Consider the following 19,478-nt stretch of genomic DNA (forward strand, 5'->3'; position numbering starts at 1 on the left):
TGACCTCAATATTGGATTAGAAAAATCCAGCAAGATAAAAATCTCTTTAACCCATAAAAAACGGGGCCTTAGCCCCGTTCTTAATCTTAGGTGGTGGAGGTGGGGGGAATTGAACCCCCGTCCGCAAGCACTCCGCCACAAGCTCTACATGCTTATCCCGCGCTTTTAATTTAACTGTTGACTACCCGTCGGGCCAAGAGGATCAACAGCGATTTCGATTGGATTTAGCGCTTTAGGCTCCGAACTAAGCCCTGGCGCGATCTTATGTAATATGATCCCTGAGCGCCTCCCGAAAGAGACTCCAGACGCATAAGTACATCTGGTCAGAGAAGTGGTGCAGGTTTTAAGCTGCTAAGGCCACTGAGTAGTTTTCGTCGTTTGCGAATACTTGTTTTCAGTAGGTTTTACGAGCGGTACTGTGCTCGGCATGCACCTGAGGTTTTGCTACCCACGTCGAAGCCATGTCACCCCCAAGAAGTTATATCTTATCAAATCGATAAAATAATTGTCAGTAAGATGGGTTTGAAATCAACGATTTCAAGTTCTTCCGAAAAATAATCGCAAGGCAAAGGCTCTTGTTTTTAAGCCAGAGCACCTCCATTTTTCAGGTATCTTCGATTGACGGGTTTTATATAAGATTGTCGGACTACAGGCAATCCGCTATAAGACCGATTAACCCGAGCCTTAAACGGCGTTCGCCTGAGGTGCGTCGGAAGACGCTCCACCGTGGGCTTCGACAAGTTCTGTCAGAACATTATGTCTACGGTAAATTAGGGCCGGGCAACAATTAGATTTAGCTTGGTCAACGTCGGTCACAGGAGGCATGACGTGCAATACAAAGACTATTATCAAATTCTCGGCGTCAATCGCGATGCGGTACTGGCGGACATCAAAAAAGCCTACCGCAAGCTGGCGCGCAAATATCACCCGGACATTTCCAAGGAAGCGGATGCCGAGTCGCACATGAAAGAAATCAACGAAGCCTACGCGGTGCTCTCTGATACGGAAAAGCGCGCGGCTTACGACCAACTCGGACGCGGTTATCGGCCCGGCCAGGAGTTTCGCCCCCCGCCCAACTGGGATGCCGGCTTCGAGTTTTCCAGCACCGACACGGCCGATTTCGGCGACTTTTTCAGTCAATTATTCGGCAAAATGGGTGCTGGCCGTGCGCGCGGCGGGCCATTCGAAGGCCAAGCCGACTTCCATACCCAAGGCGAAGACCATCACGCCAAAGTGCTGCTGGATATAGTCGACGCTTTTAACGGCGCCGCACGACAAATCAGCTTGCGGGTACCGCGTATGGATGCCGGCGGTCATGTGATTTTGGACACCCGCACCTTGAATGTAAAAATCCCCAAGGGTGTGTACGAGGGCCAAATCATACGCTTAGCCGGCCAGGGCGCGCCGGGCATGGGTAACGGCAAATCGGGCGACTTGTTGTTGGAGGTGCATTTCAATCCGCATCCGCGTTTGCGAGTGGACGGCAGCAACCTGCATATGAGCCTACCGGTCACGCCTTGGGAAGCGGCATTGGGGGCGATGGTGCCGGTGAATTTATTCGATACTGGTCTGAAAGTACGCATCCCGGAAGGCACGCAAAGCGGCCAGCAACTGCGGCTGCGCGGCAAGGGCATTCCCAGTGCAACGCCCGGCGATTTGCTACTGGATATTCAGGTGGTATTGCCGCCGGCCAACACAGCCAAAGCCAAAGAACTTTACGAAACCATGGCGCGCGAACTGGCTTTCGACCCGCGCACGAACCACAGGAGCTAAAGCATGTCATCAGCCGAGACTTTGATCGACGCCGTTCTGGAAGACAGCGGCCTGACTTTGCAGCAACTGGCGGCCATCTGCGCAGTAGAACCGGAATGGATTACCCGGCACATCGAAGAAGGCTGGCTCAATCCACTGCCGCAACAGCAAAGCGAATGGCGTTTTTCCAGCGCCCACTTGGTGCGGGTGCGGCGTATCGTCAGCCTGGAACGTAATTTTGAAGCCTTGCCCGAGCTAGCGGCACTGGTCGCGGACATGCAAGAAGAAATTGACGACTTACGCCGCCGTTTACGCCGGGCAGGCCTGGAGTAACCATGCAAAGCATAGTCTGGCACCGCCACAGCTGGCTCAACCGGGTGCAAACATTGCTTTTAATGTTGGCGCTACTGGCAATCTGCACCTTGGCCGGCAGCCTGCTGTTTGGGGAAGAAGGCGTCTGGATTGCGCTGGCGACCGGCGTGTTTGCGCTGATCTTCGAACCGGCGGCAGCCTGGCGCTTGACGCTAAGTCTTTACCGAGCGCGGCCTATCCATCCGCAAGAAGCGCCGGCTCTGTGGCAAATATTGCAGGTGCTGGCCGAGCGCGCCGAACTGTCTAGCGTCCCGGCGCCATATTACATTCCCAGCCCGCTCATCAATGCCTTTGCTGTCGGCAGCCGCAAACAATCGGCGATTGCGTTGACCGACGGTTTGTTCAAGCAGCTTAACTCGCGGGAACTGGCCGGCGTACTGGCGCACGAAATGGCGCATATCGCCAATAACGATTTGCGGGTGATGGGCTTGGCCGATGCGATTAGCCGGATTACCGCCTTATTCGCGGGAACCGGGCAGTTGTTTTTGTTGCTATCCCTACCCTTGTTGCTGTTTGGTGAGATCAGCTTTCAAATCAATTGGCCGGGCCTGTTGCTGCTGCTGTTTTCGCCGCATTTGGCCTTATTGATGCAGCTGGGCTTATCACGCATCCGCGAATACGATGCCGACCTGAATGCTGCGGCGCTGACCGGCGACCCTTTAGGCTTGGCATCGGCATTGGCGCATATCGAGAAAGTCAGCGGCGGTTGGTTGTCGATTTTACTGCCGGGCTGGGGTAACCCGGAACCGTCCTGGCTGCGCACCCACCCGCCCACAGCGGAACGCATCCGCCGCCTGCAAGCCTTAAGCCCCAGCCGGCCGCAAACGCTTTGGCACGAACCGTTTATCGCGCCGAGTTACGGTAACCGGTTGATTGTTCGGCCGGCGCGTTGGCGCATTGGCGGTTTTTGGCGATAGTTGGTAAATTTTACGGGCGAATCAATTCGCCGATACTTATATTCGAGAACACCATATGAGTGAATCCCTACATTTAGTCTGCCCAGATTGCCTAGCTGTCAACCGCTTACCGGCAAACCGTTTGTCGCAAAATCCAAAATGTGGGCAATGCCATCAATCCTTGTTCAGCGGCCATCCTTTGGCGTTGACTGCGAAAAGTTTTGAAATACATCTGGCGCGCAACGACATTCCACTGCTGGTGGATTTTTGGGCAGATTGGTGCGGACCCTGCAAAATGATGGCGCCGGCTTTTGGGCAAGCCGCGCAGGTTTTGGAACCACGGATTCGGTTGGGTAAAGTCGACACCGAAGCGGAGCAACAGCTCAGCGCCCGTTACAACATTCGCAGTATTCCGACGCTGATTCTGTTCAGAGGAGGGCGAGAGCTGGCCAGACAAGCCGGCGCACTGAGCGCGCAAGACATCGTGCGCTGGGTGACTAGTCAGCTATAAGCGTGGCTCGGTTTGCCCGATGGCTATCGGCAAATCGCCCGCGACATGCCGCTGCCACATGGTTTTATACAAGGCTTCCAAATGCCGAGTGTAGGCCTTGATATCAAACAGCGGCGTGCTCAGGCGATTATCGGCCAACTTCTGCCGGACCTCACTTAAGCGCGCGGGATTGCTGGCTAACTCCAGGGCCAAATCGTAATAGCCTTCCAAATCCGCGGCAATCAACTCCGGCAAGCCGATCGCATGCAGCAAGCTGCCGGCAACCCGCGACGCAAAGGTATCGCCGACGCACGTGACTATCGGCACTCCCACCCATAAGGCATCGCTAGCGGTGGTATGCGCGTTGTAGGGCTGAGTATCCAGCACCAGATCGGCCAAGGCCAGGCGGCCCAAGTGTTCGACTTGCGGTAAATCGTCGGCAAATATCAATCTATCCGGCGCTATGCCGCGTTGATACGCTTCATTTCTAAGCCGGCCTTTGGCTTTGGAGTTCTTTAACAACCACAACACACTGCCCGGCACGCTATACAACAGTCGACACCAGATATCGAACACTTCCGGGGTAATTTTATAGGCCTGGTTAAAACAGCAAAACACAAAACTGTGCTCTTCCAAACCATGCTGAGCGCGTTTGGTCGGCTTGCCAATTTCGGCATGCCGGCCGTGCGGTTGATAACTATCCGGCAGGTAGGCAAAGGCTTCGCTGTAATCAGCTGCGCTGGCTGCCGGCGTCAGGTAGGGATCGGTGATGATGTAATCACAGAAATCGCCGCCCAAGGTACCGGGATACCCCAGGTAGTTGACCTGAATCGGCGCTGGTCGGTAGCTAAGAATCTCGGTGCGGGTGCCGCGGGTGTAACCTTTTAAATCGATCAGAATGTCGATGTTATCGTGGTGGATGGCTTGGGCGGCTTCAGATAAAGACAGGGCTTGCAGATCGACAAAACTGTCGAAAAATTCACACAGGCGTTGGCGCATGCCCAGGCCGTCGTCCGGGCCATAAGAATAGGCATACACTTCAAACTGCTCTCGATCATGGGCTTCGAACAACTCGGCCAGCAAAAATGCCGTGGCATGCTCATGAAAATCGCAAGACAAATAGCCCAAACGAATTTTGAGCCGGTTGCTCGTAGGGTAGTTAAAAGCCAGATCGGCTCGTTCCAGCGCACTAGCATCGATACGGTCTTTCAACCAGAGATCAGCACACAAGCGTTGTTCCGCGGCCGACACCCCCGTCATTGATAACAAATGAAACGGCGAGACTTTATTGCTTTCCTGAGCCGCCAAGCTTAGACGCATCTTCTGGCGCCATTCCTCGAAACGCTCCCATTCGCAAAGGCTGCGACTGCGATCATAGAATTTCATCTGCCTGACTCCGTCGCCATCTTGCCTAATGGCCCGCGAAGATACGCGGGACTTGAACCTCATGGTACCCCAAATCCGCCGCAGTGCCTGATTTATCGAGGTAAGGACTAAAGCGCTACAGCATTTGTAACAGCGGTTTGAGCGGAATGGAGAACTTTTGCCTGCCGACATCGCCAATCACGCCGGTATAACTGCGCTGTAGATACAAATCCACACCGCACACCCGAGCGATCATTGAGCAGCGGCCGCTGAGCGCAAACTGCTCGCCCTGCAGGCGATAAATTAACGGTACGCAGTCGTTGCGCAGTATCGGCCCGGCGACGATGAAATCAATGCGCTGATCGAACATTTCGTATTCAAGGCTTTCCGGCAACAGCGCCAGCTCCGCCAACAACACCTTGTCGTCATCGCCGATAGTGCCGTAAATACTGCAAAGGCACTGGCGCAAATCCATCAGTAACAGGTCCGCCAGTTTTGGCGCATTGAGCCGACCGGGCTGCTGCGCGGCCAGTTTTTCCAGTCCGTGTATCTGTCTCATAAGCTTTGCCGATAGCGTCGATGGGGGTTTGCCTTTAAAATAGCGGGCTTACACTTCACAGCAAACATGGCCGTGCGCCCCGGATATTTGATGACCGATTATAAATTAACCCATCTGAAACAGCTCGAAGCAGAAAGCATCCATATCATTCGCGAAGTGGCGGCGGAATTTGAAAAGCCGGTCATGCTGTATTCGATAGGCAAAGATTCGGCAGTGATGCTGCATCTGACGCGCAAAGCTTTTTTCCCCGGCAAACCGCCCTTCCCCTTATTACATGTCGATACTACCTGGAAATTTCGGGAGATGATCGAGTTTCGCAACAACATGGCGAAAGATCTGGGCTGGGATTTAATCGTGCATATCAACGAAGAAGGTGTCGCCCAAGGCATAGGCCCGTTCACGCACGGCAGTAAAAAACATACCGACGTGATGAAAACCGACGGCTTGAAACAAGCCCTAAACAAATACCAATTCGACGCAGCCTTCGGCGGGGCGCGCCGCGACGAGGAAAAATCCCGCGCCAAGGAACGGGTGTATTCATTCCGCGACAAAAACCACCGTTGGGACCCGAAAAACCAACGCCCGGAACTCTGGAACATTTATAACGGCAAAGTCGATAAAGGCGAGTCCATCCGCGTGTTCCCGCTATCCAACTGGACCGAGCTGGACATCTGGCAATACATTCATCTGGAAAACATCCCCATCGTGCCGTTGTACTTTGCTAAAGAACGGCCGGTGGTCGAAAAAGACGGCATGCTGATCATGGTCGATGACGAGCGCATGCCTATCGGCCCCAACGACAAAGTGGAAATGAAAATGGTGCGCTTCCGCACGCTGGGTTGCTACCCCTTGACCGGCGCGGTCGAATCCACCGCCACCACCTTGCCGGAAATCATCCAGGAAATGCTGCTGACCACTACGTCTGAGCGCCAAGGCCGTTTGATCGACCATGATCAGGCTGGGTCTATGGAACAGAAGAAACGGGAAGGTTACTTCTAAACGCTTGTACCATTAGCGAATGAGGAAACACGAATAGTGAAGAAATTCTTGTGCTTGTTTATCCTGTTTTACTCCGCGGATAGCTTGGCCGGTTTTTACAAATGTACCGACGCTAAAGGTCATGTAGTCTATTCGGATACCGCTTGCGATCACAAAGCGGATCGCAAGACACCGGATTTAAAACCGCTCGCGGAAGTGAAAGCAGAACAGCCGCTTTCCTCAAAACTAACCGACAAAGTTAAAGGCCTTTTCGAAAGCGCCCCAAAACCAGAGCCTAACAATCCAGCAGCCGGCTCCGCAGAACGCAATGCCCAAAACTTCGTTTGCGATGGGCGCGTTTATTGTTCGCAAATGAGATCGTGCGAAGAGGCGACTTACTTTATCAATAACTGCCCGGACACCAAAATGGATGGCAACAATGATGGCATTCCCTGCGAAAAGCAGTGGTGTCGATAAGTCTTTTTAGTGGTGACTTATGCAATTACATGAAGAAATACAAGAACACCTTGCAAGACTGGGGCCCAATCTGCAAGCCGAGGTTTTGGATTTCGTCTTGTTTTTGGAACAAAAACAACAGCAAGCCTTGCCCGATAGCGTAATTAACGATGAAGAAGCCTTAAAGATTCACGAGCAATTGATGGATCAATATGCCGACGCCTTTGCTAAATTGGCGCAGTAACAATGCCCGACTTGTTTTTTATCTCGAAAGCGCTGGCATTGACGATACATCGGCAACAGATAGAACGCTTCGGCGGCACACAGGGCATCAGAGATGAAGCCTTGCTGGAATCGGCGCTCGGCGCAGCCCGGCAAACCTGGCACTACAGCGGCGACATTTTTCAAACCGCCGCTCAATACTGCTATTCGCTTGCCCATAACCATCCATTTCTGGACGGTAACAAGCGAGCCGCTGCGGCCTGTATGCTGGTTTTTCTGGCTGCCAACCATAAACAACCGGCCATGGATAACACCCAGCTCTACGAATGGGTGATTAATGTAGCAACCCGGCAATTGAGTCGTGACGAACTAGCCGAATTATTAAAACAACATTGCAAGTAAGCGCTTTAACAGCGCGGCACCTTTTATTACAAATAAGGCATTTAGGAACCCCATGTCCCACCAATCCGACCTCATCAGCACCGACATCAACGCCTATCTGGCGCAACACGAACGCAAGGAATTATTGCGGTTTTTAACCTGCGGTAACGTCGACGACGGCAAAAGCACCCTGATCGGCCGTTTGCTGCACGACTCAAAAATGATTTACGAAGATCAGCTGGCCGCCGTGCAGGCAGACAGCGTCAAATCCGGCACTACCGGCGCCGGCAAGATAGACTTGGCATTGTTGGTCGACGGCCTGCAGGCCGAGCGCGAACAAGGCATCACCATCGACGTCGCCTACCGCTATTTCTCCACTTCGACGCGCAAATTCATCATCGCCGACACCCCAGGCCACGAGCAATACACCCGCAACATGGCCACCGGCGCCTCGACTTGCGATTTGGCGGTGATTTTGATCGACGCGCGTTACGGCGTACAAACCCAAACTAAGCGTCATAGTTTCATTGCTTCTTTATTAGGCATCAAGCACATCATTGTCGCGGTCAATAAAATGGATTTGGTCGGTTACAGCCAAGAGACGTATCGGAAAATTCAGGACGACTACCTGGCATTCATCAAATCACTGGATCTGCACGACGTGCATTTCATCCCGATGTCGGCTTTGGACGGCGATAACGTAGTCAACCCCAGCGCCAACATGCCCTGGTTCACCGGCATGCCGATGATGGAGTTGCTGAATAGCATAGAAATCGCCAGCGACCACAACTTCGCCGACGCCCGTTTCCCGGTGCAATACGTCAACCGCCCCAACCTGGATTTCCGCGGCTTTTGCGGCACCGTCGCATCCGGCATATTTCATAAAGGCGATGCCATTACTGCGCTGCCGTCCGGCAAAACCAGCAAGATCAAATCCATCGTCACCTTCGATGGCGAGTTGGACGAAGCCTTTGCGGCCATGGCGGTCACGTTGACACTTGAAGATGAAATAGACGTCAGCCGCGGCGACATCATCCTGGGCCAGCAACAAGCCGCGCCCAGCATCGCCGACAAATTCAAAGCCACTATCGTCTGGATGACCGAGCAAGCTATGGTGCCCGGCCGGCAATACGTCATCAAACTGGCAACGCGCAGTGTGTCCGGCTCGGTGTCGATGATTCACCACCGTATCGACGTTAACACCCTGGAACACCACGACGCCATGGAGTTGAATCTCAACGAAATCGGTTCCTGCACCGTGGCGGTCAACGCGCCGGTGGTATTCGACCCGTACAAACGCAACAAAACCACCGGCTCCTTCATCGTCATAGACCGCCTGACCAACGTCACGGTCGGCGCCGGCATGATCACCGGCGACGCCAGCGCGGAAGACTGGTCGCCGGTGTCCGCGGCAGAGCGGGCAACTCGCTTCAGCCAAACCGCCAGCATCATCGCCTTGAGCGGCACCAATGCCCAGCAAGTGGCTTACCAATTAGAACGCAAACTGTTCGACACCGGCCACGCCACCACGGTATTGGAACAAGCGAACGATGCGCTGGCTACCGCGATCAAAAACGCCGGTTTATTGTGCCTGTGCCTGGACGAAAAACCGGCTGTGGCCGATCTAAGTTTCGATTGCGATCAATACAACGTCGATGATATTTACGTTGCGTTGAAAAATCGGGAAGTGATTCGCTAGTGATGTATTCGCCAAGCTCTGGTCTTGGCGATATTTAGAACGGGCGGCGAATAGCCGCCGCCCGTTTTGCTGTCGATTAGTTCAACAAATCCAGCGCTTTTGCCGCGGCTTTTTGTTTGGCTTTGCCTTTCACGGCTTTGACCGCTTCGCCGGTTGATTTGGGCGCCGCGTCGACCTTACCTTTCAACTGTTTTGCCGTTTCCTTACCAGCCTTCAGGGTTTCGGCGCCTTGCTTAACCTCGGACGGCACGGCTTGCTCCAGTTTTTGCTGAGCGGCATCTTTTACTGCTTCCTGGGCCTGACTTTTCAACTGGCCCGGTGCATTTCCCACGCCTTGCTTCACTTCCTGGGCACGCTGCAATGCTTCGTTGGCCTGCTCCGCACGCTGCACAGCGCCTGGGGCAACGGCTGTCGCGGTATCTTTCGCCGCTTGTTTGGCCACGCCTTCCAATACCGCCGACTGCGCAAACGCGGCGCCGGAAACCAAGACTAAAGAACTGAATAAAATCGCTTTATGTTGCATGGTGTTACCCTCGTACTTAGTTGTTATCGAGATTAGACAATACTACAAGGAAACTTAACGGCGGATTAACCGCTAGCCGGCAATCCGTTTTAACGTCGAAGCCACCAACTCTTCCGCGCGCGCCATAGCGTCGGCCTCGGCGTAGCAACGCAATTCCGGCGCATTGCCGGAGGGACGCAGATGCACGATCTCGCCGTTGGCGAAGGTCAAGCGCAGGCCGTCCGTCGTATCGCGGTTAACCGGAGCCCCAAGCGTGTCGCCCCATAGCCCGCGATAAGCGGTCTCATCGGCTTGCAACCGTTCCAGCAAGGCCCGGCTATTGGCGACCGGAAACGCCTGGATGCGGTCGCTGGCGGTGTAACGTTGCGGCAAGCCTTGCAGCAGCCCCGATAATGTCACCCCTTGAGTGCTGGCCATCGCCAATAAAGCCAGGGCCGGCAGCAACGAGTCGCGAGTCGGCAATGGCGCCAAGGTTTTGCCGTTTACCGACAAACCGTTGCCGGCCAGGAAACCGCCGTTAGCCTCGAAGCCGGCTACGCCGCCGCTTGGCACTTGCTCCATACCGGCAATCACGTATGGCGAGCCAATCCGCGTGCGAACCACTTGCTTGAACCAGCCGGATGCTTCGATGGCAGTATTGCAGCTCACCGGCGTCACCACCGTGTCCGCGCACAGAAATCTCGCGCACAGCAAACCCACAATATCGCCGCGCAGCCATTCGCCGGTTTCGTCGCCGATCAAGGGACGGTCGCCGTCGCCGTCGGTGGAAATCAGCGCATCCAGCTTATATTCGGCGGCCCAGTTGCGGCCGCGCTGCCGATCCGCCTCGCCGACGGCTTCGGTGTCGATAGGCACGAAAGTATCGGTGCGTTCCAGGCCAATTACCTCAGCCCCCAGCTCGGCCAAAATTTCCTTCAACACATCGCGGGCGGCGCTGGAATGCTCGTAGACGCCAACCCGCCAGCCGTTTAACAAATCATCAGCGAACAAACTGGTGTAGCGTTGCCGAAATTGCGTCAGCGCCGCCGGATTAACAGCGGGCAGTTCAGCCGTCACGTCTTGCACATTCACCGTCGCACCGGTCATTGCCGCTTCGTCGGCCTTACTGATTTCACCATCGGCCCGATAAAACTTGATGCCGTTGCGGTCGAATGGAATATGACTGCCGGTGACCATGATCGCCGGCAGACCGTTCGCCAACGCATACAAGGCTAAAGCCGGGGTCGGCAACACGCCGCAAAAATCCACTTCGCAACCGGCCTGACGAATGCCGGCCACGCAGGCCTGGGCGATCTCCGGGCTGGATGGCCTGAGATCCATGCCCAACGCAATTTTCTGGCCGGGCCGCGCCAAATTTAAACCTTGGATAAACGCCAGCGTATAAGCGGCACAGACTTCGCCAGTCATCTGACTAACCAGGCCACGCGCGCCGCTGGTGCCGAACGCCACGCCGCTGTCGGCCATCATTTGTTGGATGTTGATTGTTGTCATGAGCAGGATCAGTTGAGAGTCGATAAAATGAAAACATCGGCAAGAATGCCGCTTTAAACAGACATGATAGAGAAAAGCTGGCGTTCGGCAACCCGAATTTTCACATTAACAGGACAAGCTCACTGCGGCGAGCAATGCATCCGCCGAATAAAATCCTGCAAGGTTTGCCCGGCGTCGTCGGTAAACACCTCATCCAGCACCAGCGCCCGCAGGATACGATCCAGCCGGAAATTGCGAAAGTCGCCGCGCAGCTCGCACCAGCCCACCAAGGTCCAGACGTTGCCCCAAAAATACAGGCCCAGCGGCCTGATTCGCCGCTGGCTGAACGTGCCGTCGGCACGCCGGTAATCCATGCACAGCAAGCGCTTGCCGTCCAGCGCCTTGCGGCAAATATCCATGGTCACATCCAAGTCTTCGCGCGGCGAAAAACGTAACGCGAATAATTTACTGCGCTCCAATTGCTCGCGCAATTCCGCCGGCACTACCGCCGTGACCTTGTCCAGCACCGACTGCGCGGAATGCCCCAGCTCCTTGCCGGCCCAGGTTTTCACCATCCGCGCGCCGATGACCAAGGCTTCCAGTTCGGCGGCACTGAACATAATGGGCGGTATATCCAGACTATGGCGCAGCATGTAACCGACGCCGGCCTCACCTTCGATAGGAATCCCGGACAGGCTTAAAACCTGGATGTCTCGATAGATAGTACGTTCGGAAACTTCCAGACGCTCGGCGAGCGCCTTGGCGGTAACCATCCGCCGGTTACGCAGGATTTGGACAATTTGAAACAGACGATCAGCGCGGCGCATTGGCAGAACGGGCAGTCAAGATTGAGACCGCCCGCCGTTTTAATTGCCGTTAAGCTTGGGAATAAAGGCCAACCCGGTTACCTTCGCTGTCGAGTAGCATCGCAAAGTAACCGCATTCGCCGTCGTGGATCGGAGTTTTCGGCATCAACACGCTGCCACCGTTTGCCTCCACCTTGGCCAGCGGCTCGTTCAAATCGGCGCCGCCGTTGAAATACACCACCGCGCCGCTTGCGCTGGGTTGATAGTGTTCGCCCAATATCAACATACCGCTAACCGCGCCTTCTTCAGCGTCGAAAATCGCCATTTGATAGCCGCTCATTTCCTCTTCCTTGAACGATGCATTCAAAATGCTGCGGTAAAAACCCTGCGCGCGCGGCATATCGACGACGGGTAATTCAAACCAGGTTGCGACGTTGTTGATCATGATGTTGTCCTCGTTGTGGTTAAAAGAGCCGTCATCCTAAAACAGCCCTCCTGACAGCGTTATGTCAGCAATGTTTTCTGGTTAGCGCCGGCCACCCAATAACGAGCCCAACACGCCGCGAATGATTTGCTTGCCCACTTCCTGGCCGATGCTGCGCGCGGCGCTTTTGGCGGCGGCTTCGAGTACGCTTTGTCCGCTGCTGCGGCCGCGCCGGGATTTGGTGGCGGCACCGACGCCGCCCAATAGCACTTCGCCCCAATTGAAGCCGGATCCGGAATCGCCGCTTTCGCTAGCAGATTCGGGCGGCGCGACTTTTTCGGCGCGGCCTTTCAGAATTTCGTAGGCCGATTCGCGATCTACCTGCTTTTCGTAATGGCCGGCGATGACGGACGTGTTAATCGACTCCTGGCGTTCAGCGTCGCTGACCGCGCCGACATGGGAGTTTGGAGGCTTGATCATCGCCCGCTGCACCGGCAACGGCGTGCCTTTTGCGTCGAGAAATGATACCAAAGCTTCGCCCACACCCAGTTCGGTGATAGCCGTTTCGACATCCACGTCCGGATTGGCTCTAAAGGTTTCCGCCGCCGCTTTCACGGCTTTTTGGTCGCGCGGCGTGAAGGCCCGCAAGGCGTGCTGCACCCGGTTACCCAGCTGTCCCAAAATCACATCGGGAATATCCAACGGGTTTTGACTGACAAAATACACGCCCACGCCCTTAGAACGAATCAAGCGCACCACTTGTTCAATTTTTTGCAGCAGCGCGGATGGTGCATCGTTGAACAATAGATGCGCTTCGTCGAAGAAAAATACCAATTTAGGCTTGTCCAGATCGCCGGCTTCCGGCAGATTTTCGAATAACTCGGACAACAGCCACAACAGCAAGGTGGCGTAGACGCGCGGCGAGTTATAGAGCGTGTCAGCCGCCAGAATATTGATCACGCCCCGGCCGCCGTCGGTTTGCAGAAAATCGTTAAAGTCCAAGGCCGGCTCGCCGAACAGATTTTCGCCGCCTTCGTGTTCCAGTTGCAACAAGCCGCGCTGGATCGCGCCGACGCTGGCCGCCGAGATGCTGCCGTATTCGCCGGATAATTCCGAGGCATTTTCGGATGCGTATTGCAGCAAGGCCCGCAAGTCTTTCAAATCCAGTAGCAGCCAACCGTTGTCGTCGGCAATTTTAAACGCTGCGGTGAGGACGCCGCTCTGCACCTCGTTCAAATCCAGCATCCGCGCCAGCAACAGCGGCCCCATTTCCGACACCGTCGAGCGCAAGGGATGGCCTTTTTTACCCAACACATCCCAAAACAGCGTCGGCATCGCCGCGTAGTCGGCGGCTAACCCCAACTCAGCCAACCGCGCCTCGACTTTGGCATTGCCGCCCCCCGTCCTGCTGATGCCGGATAAATCGCCCTTCACATCGGCCATGAATACCGGCACACCGATTTGCGAAAACGCCTCGGCCAAGGTTTGCAAGGTGATGGTTTTACCGGTACCGGTCGCGCCGGCGATCAAGCCGTGGCGGTTAGCCATGCTCGGCAGCAGACACAGTTCGGCAGTCTGGGATTTGGCAATCAACAAGGGTTCGGTCATGAGCGTTTCCTGAAAAAGCGACAATAAGAAAAAGGTCGCGCAACCATACCATGACCTGAATTGTTAGGTATAGGTTGGCATTATGTTCCGTCGCTGAAGCAGTTTGGTATCAGTGAAACAAAGGCCAGCCCCAGGCTTTCAGTATCGCCATCTATCAATGGGCAGAATACCTTTGTAATACATTTCTTCAAACCTTCACGGACCGGTAACTGTTTTGACTTAGACAATTCGTACGATTGCGCACCGACCGGAACTCTGCTAGGTCGCTGAGACAGAACTCACAGGAAGAAGCCTATAACTTTGTTTTTATTCGAGCTTATCTCGACCAAAGACGGGTAGCAGGTAGCTGGCAATGGACGCGGCAACGCATTAGACAAACCCCAAACATAATGCGGCCAGCAAACTTTAACCCGCTTCGATAAGCCAATAGGTAAAGCTATTGTGGCGGCTCGTTACCTTGTCTATTCATGAATTATTTAGAGATCCTATGAAAATCAAGACTTTGTTCCTGGCAAGCGCCGGGGTTATTTCAATGTTAAGCGGACATGCGTCGGCGGCATTAATTTCGTTGGACGGCAACGGCTTTACGGCCATCTATGACGATACGAATCTAGGCTTGTTTGGTGCGCCGACTTTATCGGGCGACGGCAAGAGCGTTTTATTCTCGCCGTTAAATTTTAAAGCCCAAGCAACCGGTACTCAGGGCACGGTCTTCGCCAACAGCAATGTGCAGTTCGATATTAGACCCGATGCGGATCTAAGTTTAAGCAGCGTAAGCCTGGTGGAAAACGGTGATTACCGCCTGGTCAATCGCTCCGGTAGCGTCACCCTGGCACCTTCGGTCGATGCGTCCGGTCAATTGCGTTTAACCAATCTGTGGAATGGCGTGGATCATATCGCGACCAACTTTTCCGCCGGCCCGTTGACAGACTCATGCGCCACATCGTCCGGCTGCCCGCTAAGCACTTGGTCGGCTGCCGCAACACTGGATACGCCTGTCGCATGGGGTAACGCGGATGTGCGTGTCAGGATTCAAAACGACTTGACCGCCGAAGCTTTCAATGTGGGTGATTCTGCATTGATCGAGAAAAAACAGTCATCACAAAGCCTGGTATTTACACCGTTTATTGAAGGCGGAACTACCGCAGTGCCTGTTCCCGGTGCGGTTTGGTTATTCGGCTCGGCATTGGCTGGCCTGTTGGGTTTGCGTCGCAAAACAATCGCTTAATACAGTATTGCTACACCCCAGCTTAACGCTGCCTAAAACGGCGTGTCAGGCTAGCTAAAAAACGTTAACAAGACACGGATGTCGCCTTAAGATTTCGTCACAAGCAGTCGCCAAATTTGTAACTGCTTCGTCTAAAGCACCTTACGAAAGAGCGGGTGAGACATTTACCGGCTGCATTGACCTACGGAGCCCGAACGGGAACTACAACAGCTTGAGAATATCGGTTTCCAGATCGGGATACGCGCCAAACCTGCATTGAACCAGCAAGCCTGCTCTATCAACCAGAATATAAGACGGGGTACCCTGTAACTGGAAAAACTCGAAGGTTTCGGCATGATAATCCAGGGTTTGTAAATATTGTTTTACCTGCGCTCGCACATGCGGTTGGCGTAAGCCGATGTCTTGTTCCAAATCGCTCAAGCGTTGGCTGATAAAAGCGTCAATTTCGCTTTCGATACTGCCGAATTCGCGCTTGGTCAATCTATCCATGGCTACCGGAAAATCAATACGATACGGCAACTTGCCGTCCTGTAGCAGTCCTCGCTCCGTTAAAACCCGCAAGGTTTCGCCGATCACCTCACCGGTCTCAACCAAACGTTTTAGATTTTGCAGATTATTTTTATCGAAGTCTTCAAAGGCGGTGGCCAGCCCCAGTACGGTCAAACCGCGCTCGGCATAACGTTGTTTTAACGCCAACACCTGCGGCAGACATGACAGGAAACAGCCGGGACAGTTGACTTGAAACACCGCCACCAACACGACTTGTCCAAGCAATTGTTCGAAATTGACAGGCTGTCCCTGCACCCAGTCGGAAACCGATAGGGGCGGTACTTTTTGACCAATCATTACCGTTTTCATATCGCGCGCCCCCGATAGCTTTAACCAAGTCCCGACCAAATTTATGTTGCTCAGCGTCCGTCAACCAACATCATTAGCTTACCGGACACCTTGTGCCAACCCAGAGAATTTAACTGAAAACTCCCTGAAGAATCCACACCCGCGGCACCATAGCTGCAACGCCGGATAAGCTCGTCGGCGTAATGGTGAGGACTAATCCCGAAAGTTATTGAATTGCAAAGGCTGCTCCAAATCTTCCGTGCGCAACATTTGAATGACTTCCTGCAAATCGTCGCGCTTTTTACCGGTCACGCGCACCTTATCGCCATTGATCGCGGCCTGTACTTTGAGCTTTTTATCCTTGATCAACTTGACGATTTTTTTCGCCAGATCGCTACCCACACCCTGCTTCAAGGTGATGGATTGCTGAGCGGTTTTGCCGGTATCCTGAATCTTGCCGCTTTCCAAACTGGAAATATCGATGCCGCGTTTACCCATTTTGGCATACAAAATCGGCAACATTTGTTGCAGTTGAAAGGTCGATTCGGCTTTCATCAGGATGCTGTCTTCCTGCTGCTCGAAACAGGCATTGGAGCCTTTGAAATCAAACCGAGTGGAGACTTCTTTATTGGCTTGGTCCAGTGCGTTGGTTACTTCGTGGCTGTCGAGTTCTGAAACGATGTCGAATGATGGCATAGCATTGATTTACAAGTATAAAAGTGGGGCAACTATAACGGCCTTAGCGGCTTTATTCAACTGCTATATAAGCGCCCAATGTCGATTGATGGCGCGTAAAGCCCACTTGTCGGTGGCCGGTTTAGCGGGTATCTTTAACTAAAGCCGACGGAGATACCGATGAAAAACCCGACCACATTCACACTTACCCTGATCGCCTGCCTCAGCCTGCCGATAATGTCCGGTTGCGGCCAGGACCAAGCAAAATCAAGTACTCCAGGCAAAGCCGCGGTCAAACAAACCCTGCGAACCACATCATTGCTCGGTGCAGTCAGCGACAACGCCGGACCGCTCAAAACCGGCACCGTCAGCTTACTGTCCGAAAACGGAAAAACGCTTGCCAGTACCGAGCTCAACAATAGCCAGCGCTATGAAATTCAAGTACCCGCCGGCACCGAGCTTCCGGTCGTTCTCAGTTACACGCCCGCCCCCAACGCGCCGAAAGACGCGCAATTAATCAGCGTGGTGATCCATCCCGACGCCAGCAAATACGACATCAACCCCACGACCACAGCCATTGCCAAACACGCCAAGGCCATGGGCGGTTATACCCATAACAATATGGTGCAAGCCGCGGAAAGTACCGCCCATGTGCCGGATGCCAACAAAACCACAGCCGGTTTTCGCGGCGATCCTACCACTCAGTATGGCGGCTGGCATTAACACACTACCCCGGTTACAGCGGCAATTGTCGGGCTTACGACAAATCACCGCCAATTCGTACGGTTGTTACCTTAATCTCCGACTGACCACTCAGTCCACATCTCAAGCACAACGTGGCCTGATGGCCCATCCGGTTAAATTGGATTGAATTTTGCTTCAGCTAAGCATTACTTTTCATTTAGTTGGGGCCAACCATGTCAAATACGGTATTTTCGGAAATTCTAAGCGGTTTGTACGATAACCAAGTCATTCCCTATCTGGGGCCGGGAGCGGTGTTCGACGCCAAAAGCAAACTGACGCAAGAGCCGATGCCCGCCGACAGCGACAGCCTGATTTTGGCGATGAACGGCGGCAAACCGATGGCGCCGAAACTGATGTACGAGTTTCCGCGCGCAGCGATGAACCAGGAACTGAAGCGCGGTCGCAACTATGTATCGCAGTTTCTTGACAAAACCTACGGGCAAATTCAATACACCCGCGCATCGATGCACGACTGGCTGAAAGAATGGCGGCCCAAATATGTGATCGACATTAATCGGGATACCCAATTGCAAGACAGTTATGCCGACGAAGAACACACGCTAATCGTCGGCGTAGCCCGCATCGTCGCTACCGCCTTTCGCTTCAAAATTTATCATTACGATGGCAGCCAATATTTCGAGATTCCGCAGGAACAAGTCGATAGAAATCTACCGATTTTGTTTAAGCCAATGGGCACGCCAAAACCCGAAGCCAATTACATCGCCTCCGATGCCGACTATGTGGATTACATCACCGAGCTGATGGGCGGTTTCGCGATTCCGGACTTTTTAAAGGAGTACCGCAAAGGCAAAAAATACCTGTTGTTGGGTTTGCCGCTCAATCGCGATTCCGAGCGGATGGTGATGAGCGACATCACCTACGGTGCCGACGAACATAGAGGCTGGTTTTTAAGAAAAAACCCTACCGACAAGGAAAAACGCTTTAGTGCGAAAATGGGCTTTGAACTGATTAACGCCGACTGCCAGGATTTCCTGCAATCGGTGCAAGCTTCGGCTGTGGCCGCTTAAAACAAATCCCGCAGCTCGGCCAGCGAACAAGCGGCCGAACTAAACGGTCGAATAGCTTCCGCGGGCGCCGTTTCGACCGTTTTCTTTAGCCAAATACAACTGCCGATCAGCCTCATCCAGTAATTCGGACGGCAATTGTTGCAGCGCCGGCACCACCACCGCAAAACCGGCGCTAATCGTCACCCAAGGCGAAACGCTGGAGCGGGTATGTGAAATATGCTGCGCTTCAACACGCCGGCACAGCAATTCGGATACGCGCTGCGCGCCTTCAATGTCGGTTTCCGGCATCAGCATCACAAACTCCTCCCCACCGTAACGCGCCACCAAATCGCCGGAGCGACTCACCGAAGCCGCCAATATGGTGGCCACCTGCCGCAGACAAATGTCGCCCGCGCCGTGGCCGTGGCAATCGTTATAGGCTTTAAAATAATCGACATCCACCATCACTAAAGCCAAGGGCAACTGATTGCGCTGCGCGCGCTTCCATTCATTTTCCAAGACCTGATCGAAGCGCCGGCGATTGGGTATACCGGTGAGGCCATCCATCCAGGCCATCGCTTCCAACATGTCCGTCATCCGTTTCAGGCGGATATGATTGCGGATCCGCGCCTTAACCACCGGCAAATAAAACGGCTTGGTAATGTAGTCCATCGCCCCCAAATTCAGCCCGTATTCTTCGTTGGTCGCCGCGTTCATAGCCGTCACAAATATCACCGGGATTGCCGCAGTTTGCGGGTCGCTTTTCAGACGCCGGCAGACTTCATAACCGTCCATGCCCGGTATCATCACATCCAACAGGATCAAATCGGGCGGACCTTGCCGGTCGATGGCCTCCAGCGCCGCCTCGCCGCTGACCGCCACCTTGATGCGATACTCGTCGATCAAATTTTCCGCCAACACCTGAATGTTGGTCGGTGTATCGTCTACGATCAAAATCAAGGGTTTGGAGATTTCGGCAGTCATGA

Annotated in this window: 22 protein-coding genes and 1 other RNA gene; 12 read left to right on the forward strand and 11 right to left on the reverse strand. The window is 54.0% G+C overall.

What is annotated here, in order from left to right:
- Positions 1–91: 91 nt before the first annotated feature.
- Positions 92–472: a transfer-messenger RNA gene (gene ssrA, locus ACH5Y9_RS17795) on the reverse strand.
- A gap of 356 nt (positions 473–828) precedes the next feature.
- On the opposite strand from ssrA, the gene ACH5Y9_RS17800 reads away from it, so the two are divergent.
- From ACH5Y9_RS17800 to trxC, 4 genes are read left to right on the forward strand one after another with little or no spacing between them, the layout of a single operon-like run.
- Positions 829–1,773 carry a DnaJ C-terminal domain-containing protein gene (locus tag ACH5Y9_RS17800; RefSeq protein WP_445367025.1) on the forward strand — a complete coding sequence of 315 codons (945 nt, stop codon included), beginning with the start codon at positions 829–831 and terminating at the stop codon, positions 1,771–1,773.
- A 3-nt stretch (positions 1,774–1,776) separates the two neighbouring features.
- Positions 1,777–2,085, forward strand: coding sequence for a chaperone modulator CbpM (locus ACH5Y9_RS17805; protein WP_033156039.1), 309 nt, complete (start codon positions 1,777–1,779; stop codon positions 2,083–2,085).
- A 2-nt stretch (positions 2,086–2,087) separates the two neighbouring features.
- On the forward strand, positions 2,088–3,041 hold the full coding sequence (locus tag ACH5Y9_RS17810) for a zinc metalloprotease HtpX (RefSeq protein WP_445367026.1): 954 nt from the start codon (positions 2,088–2,090) through the stop codon (positions 3,039–3,041).
- Between the two features lie 55 nt (positions 3,042–3,096).
- The gene (gene trxC / locus ACH5Y9_RS17815; RefSeq protein ID WP_445367027.1) at positions 3,097–3,531 is read left to right on the forward strand and encodes a thioredoxin TrxC; all 435 of its coding nucleotides are present in this window, start codon (positions 3,097–3,099) and stop codon (positions 3,529–3,531) included.
- Here the strand turns inward: trxC and ACH5Y9_RS17820 are convergent.
- Positions 3,526–4,896: an O-linked N-acetylglucosamine transferase, SPINDLY family protein gene (locus tag ACH5Y9_RS17820; RefSeq protein WP_445367028.1), complete on the reverse strand. Its 1,371-nt coding sequence runs from the start codon at positions 4,894–4,896 to the stop codon at positions 3,526–3,528. The two genes, trxC and ACH5Y9_RS17820, sit on opposite strands and share 6 nt — an antisense overlap.
- Positions 4,897–5,011: 115 nt before the next feature.
- The gene (locus ACH5Y9_RS17825) at positions 5,012–5,434 is read right to left on the reverse strand and encodes a hypothetical protein (RefSeq protein ID WP_445367029.1); all 423 of its coding nucleotides are present in this window, start codon (positions 5,432–5,434) and stop codon (positions 5,012–5,014) included.
- A gap of 90 nt (positions 5,435–5,524) precedes the next feature.
- Between ACH5Y9_RS17825 and cysD the strand changes: the two genes are divergently transcribed.
- The 5 genes from cysD to cysN are packed head-to-tail and all read left to right on the forward strand — an operon-like array spanning position 5,525 to position 9,170.
- Positions 5,525–6,433 carry a sulfate adenylyltransferase subunit CysD gene (gene cysD, locus ACH5Y9_RS17830; RefSeq protein WP_036277398.1) on the forward strand — a complete coding sequence of 303 codons (909 nt, stop codon included), beginning with the start codon at positions 5,525–5,527 and terminating at the stop codon, positions 6,431–6,433.
- A 36-nt stretch (positions 6,434–6,469) separates the two neighbouring features.
- On the forward strand, positions 6,470–6,889 hold the full coding sequence (locus ACH5Y9_RS17835; RefSeq protein WP_445367030.1) for a DUF4124 domain-containing protein: 420 nt from the start codon (positions 6,470–6,472) through the stop codon (positions 6,887–6,889).
- Positions 6,890–6,908: 19 nt separating this feature from the next.
- Positions 6,909–7,112: a DUF2281 domain-containing protein gene (locus ACH5Y9_RS17840; RefSeq protein ID WP_445367031.1), complete on the forward strand. Its 204-nt coding sequence runs from the start codon at positions 6,909–6,911 to the stop codon at positions 7,110–7,112.
- 2 nt (positions 7,113–7,114) lie between these two features.
- Positions 7,115–7,492 (forward strand): type II toxin-antitoxin system death-on-curing family toxin, encoded by a 378-nt coding sequence (locus ACH5Y9_RS17845; RefSeq protein WP_445367032.1) that lies wholly within the window; start codon positions 7,115–7,117, stop codon positions 7,490–7,492.
- 52 nt (positions 7,493–7,544) lie between these two features.
- The gene (gene cysN / locus ACH5Y9_RS17850; RefSeq protein WP_445367033.1) at positions 7,545–9,170 is read left to right on the forward strand and encodes a sulfate adenylyltransferase subunit CysN; all 1,626 of its coding nucleotides are present in this window, start codon (positions 7,545–7,547) and stop codon (positions 9,168–9,170) included.
- A gap of 76 nt (positions 9,171–9,246) precedes the next feature.
- Here cysN and ACH5Y9_RS17855 read toward each other — a convergent pair whose 3' ends face one another.
- The 5 genes from ACH5Y9_RS17855 to ACH5Y9_RS17875 form a co-directional block, all read right to left on the reverse strand.
- Positions 9,247–9,693 (reverse strand): hypothetical protein, encoded by a 447-nt coding sequence (locus ACH5Y9_RS17855; protein WP_445367034.1) that lies wholly within the window; start codon positions 9,691–9,693, stop codon positions 9,247–9,249.
- 72 nt (positions 9,694–9,765) lie between these two features.
- Complete coding sequence (locus ACH5Y9_RS17860) at positions 9,766–11,184, reverse strand: phosphomannomutase (protein ID WP_445367035.1); 1,419 nt, start codon at positions 11,182–11,184, stop codon at positions 9,766–9,768.
- 119 nt (positions 11,185–11,303) lie between these two features.
- Positions 11,304–11,990, reverse strand: coding sequence for a helix-turn-helix transcriptional regulator (locus ACH5Y9_RS17865; protein WP_445367036.1), 687 nt, complete (start codon positions 11,988–11,990; stop codon positions 11,304–11,306).
- Positions 11,991–12,039: 49 nt separating this feature from the next.
- Positions 12,040–12,414 (reverse strand): VOC family protein, encoded by a 375-nt coding sequence (locus tag ACH5Y9_RS17870; RefSeq protein WP_445367037.1) that lies wholly within the window; start codon positions 12,412–12,414, stop codon positions 12,040–12,042.
- Between the two features lie 81 nt (positions 12,415–12,495).
- The gene (locus ACH5Y9_RS17875; RefSeq protein WP_445367038.1) at positions 12,496–14,001 is read right to left on the reverse strand and encodes a helicase HerA-like domain-containing protein; all 1,506 of its coding nucleotides are present in this window, start codon (positions 13,999–14,001) and stop codon (positions 12,496–12,498) included.
- A 487-nt stretch (positions 14,002–14,488) separates the two neighbouring features.
- Between ACH5Y9_RS17875 and ACH5Y9_RS17880 the strand changes: the two genes are divergently transcribed.
- Entirely contained in the window at positions 14,489–15,229 is a 741-nt protein-coding gene (locus ACH5Y9_RS17880) for a hypothetical protein (RefSeq protein ID WP_445367039.1), read from the forward strand.
- Positions 15,230–15,430: 201 nt separating this feature from the next.
- On the opposite strand, the gene ACH5Y9_RS17885 is transcribed toward ACH5Y9_RS17880, so the two are convergent.
- Both ACH5Y9_RS17885 and ACH5Y9_RS17890 read right to left on the reverse strand, forming a co-directional pair.
- Entirely contained in the window at positions 15,431–16,087 is a 657-nt protein-coding gene (locus ACH5Y9_RS17885; RefSeq protein WP_319960356.1) for a TlpA family protein disulfide reductase, read from the reverse strand.
- A 192-nt stretch (positions 16,088–16,279) separates the two neighbouring features.
- On the reverse strand, positions 16,280–16,762 hold the full coding sequence (locus tag ACH5Y9_RS17890) for a YajQ family cyclic di-GMP-binding protein (protein ID WP_171696597.1): 483 nt from the start codon (positions 16,760–16,762) through the stop codon (positions 16,280–16,282).
- A gap of 159 nt (positions 16,763–16,921) precedes the next feature.
- Here ACH5Y9_RS17890 and ACH5Y9_RS17895 point away from each other — a divergent pair, with 159 nt between their 5' ends.
- Positions 16,922–17,464, forward strand: a complete 543-nt coding sequence (locus tag ACH5Y9_RS17895) for a hypothetical protein (protein ID WP_445367040.1) — start codon at positions 16,922–16,924, stop codon at positions 17,462–17,464.
- Positions 17,465–17,658: 194 nt separating this feature from the next.
- Positions 17,659–18,513, forward strand: coding sequence for an SIR2 family protein (locus ACH5Y9_RS17900; protein ID WP_033156019.1), 855 nt, complete (start codon positions 17,659–17,661; stop codon positions 18,511–18,513).
- Between the two features lie 39 nt (positions 18,514–18,552).
- On the opposite strand, the gene ACH5Y9_RS17905 is transcribed toward ACH5Y9_RS17900, so the two are convergent.
- The gene (locus ACH5Y9_RS17905) at positions 18,553–19,476 is read right to left on the reverse strand and encodes a diguanylate cyclase domain-containing protein (RefSeq protein ID WP_319960353.1); all 924 of its coding nucleotides are present in this window, start codon (positions 19,474–19,476) and stop codon (positions 18,553–18,555) included.
- Positions 19,477–19,478 lie beyond the last annotated feature (2 nt).

It is taken from the genome of Methylomonas sp. BW4-1 (assembly GCF_052474385.1).

What these genes read in the sequence shown, in the direction of transcription:
- ACH5Y9_RS17805 (WP_033156039.1), top strand. Translation starts at nt 1,777, where the DNA reads ATGTCATCAGCCGAGACTTTGATCGACGCCGTTCTGGAAGACAGCGGC.
- ACH5Y9_RS17810 (WP_445367026.1), top strand. Translation starts at nt 2,088, where the DNA reads ATGCAAAGCATAGTCTGGCACCGCCACAGCTGGCTCAACCGGGTGCAA.
- trxC (WP_445367027.1), top strand. Translation starts at nt 3,097, where the DNA reads ATGAGTGAATCCCTACATTTAGTCTGCCCAGATTGCCTAGCTGTCAAC.
- ACH5Y9_RS17820 (WP_445367028.1), bottom strand. Translation starts at nt 4,896, where the DNA reads ATGAAATTCTATGATCGCAGTCGCAGCCTTTGCGAATGGGAGCGTTTC.
- ACH5Y9_RS17825 (WP_445367029.1), bottom strand. Translation starts at nt 5,434, where the DNA reads ATGAGACAGATACACGGACTGGAAAAACTGGCCGCGCAGCAGCCCGGT.
- cysD (WP_036277398.1), top strand. Translation starts at nt 5,525, where the DNA reads ATGACCGATTATAAATTAACCCATCTGAAACAGCTCGAAGCAGAAAGC.
- ACH5Y9_RS17840 (WP_445367031.1), top strand. Translation starts at nt 6,909, where the DNA reads ATGCAATTACATGAAGAAATACAAGAACACCTTGCAAGACTGGGGCCC.
- ACH5Y9_RS17845 (WP_445367032.1), top strand. Translation starts at nt 7,115, where the DNA reads ATGCCCGACTTGTTTTTTATCTCGAAAGCGCTGGCATTGACGATACAT.
- cysN (WP_445367033.1), top strand. Translation starts at nt 7,545, where the DNA reads ATGTCCCACCAATCCGACCTCATCAGCACCGACATCAACGCCTATCTG.
- ACH5Y9_RS17855 (WP_445367034.1), bottom strand. Translation starts at nt 9,693, where the DNA reads ATGCAACATAAAGCGATTTTATTCAGTTCTTTAGTCTTGGTTTCCGGC.
- ACH5Y9_RS17860 (WP_445367035.1), bottom strand. Translation starts at nt 11,184, where the DNA reads ATGACAACAATCAACATCCAACAAATGATGGCCGACAGCGGCGTGGCG.
- ACH5Y9_RS17865 (WP_445367036.1), bottom strand. Translation starts at nt 11,990, where the DNA reads ATGCGCCGCGCTGATCGTCTGTTTCAAATTGTCCAAATCCTGCGTAAC.
- ACH5Y9_RS17870 (WP_445367037.1), bottom strand. Translation starts at nt 12,414, where the DNA reads ATGATCAACAACGTCGCAACCTGGTTTGAATTACCCGTCGTCGATATG.
- ACH5Y9_RS17875 (WP_445367038.1), bottom strand. Translation starts at nt 14,001, where the DNA reads ATGACCGAACCCTTGTTGATTGCCAAATCCCAGACTGCCGAACTGTGT.
- ACH5Y9_RS17880 (WP_445367039.1), top strand. Translation starts at nt 14,489, where the DNA reads ATGAAAATCAAGACTTTGTTCCTGGCAAGCGCCGGGGTTATTTCAATG.
- ACH5Y9_RS17885 (WP_319960356.1), bottom strand. Translation starts at nt 16,087, where the DNA reads ATGAAAACGGTAATGATTGGTCAAAAAGTACCGCCCCTATCGGTTTCC.
- ACH5Y9_RS17890 (WP_171696597.1), bottom strand. Translation starts at nt 16,762, where the DNA reads ATGCCATCATTCGACATCGTTTCAGAACTCGACAGCCACGAAGTAACC.
- ACH5Y9_RS17895 (WP_445367040.1), top strand. Translation starts at nt 16,922, where the DNA reads ATGAAAAACCCGACCACATTCACACTTACCCTGATCGCCTGCCTCAGC.
- ACH5Y9_RS17900 (WP_033156019.1), top strand. Translation starts at nt 17,659, where the DNA reads ATGTCAAATACGGTATTTTCGGAAATTCTAAGCGGTTTGTACGATAAC.
- ACH5Y9_RS17905 (WP_319960353.1), bottom strand. Translation starts at nt 19,476, where the DNA reads ATGACTGCCGAAATCTCCAAACCCTTGATTTTGATCGTAGACGATACA.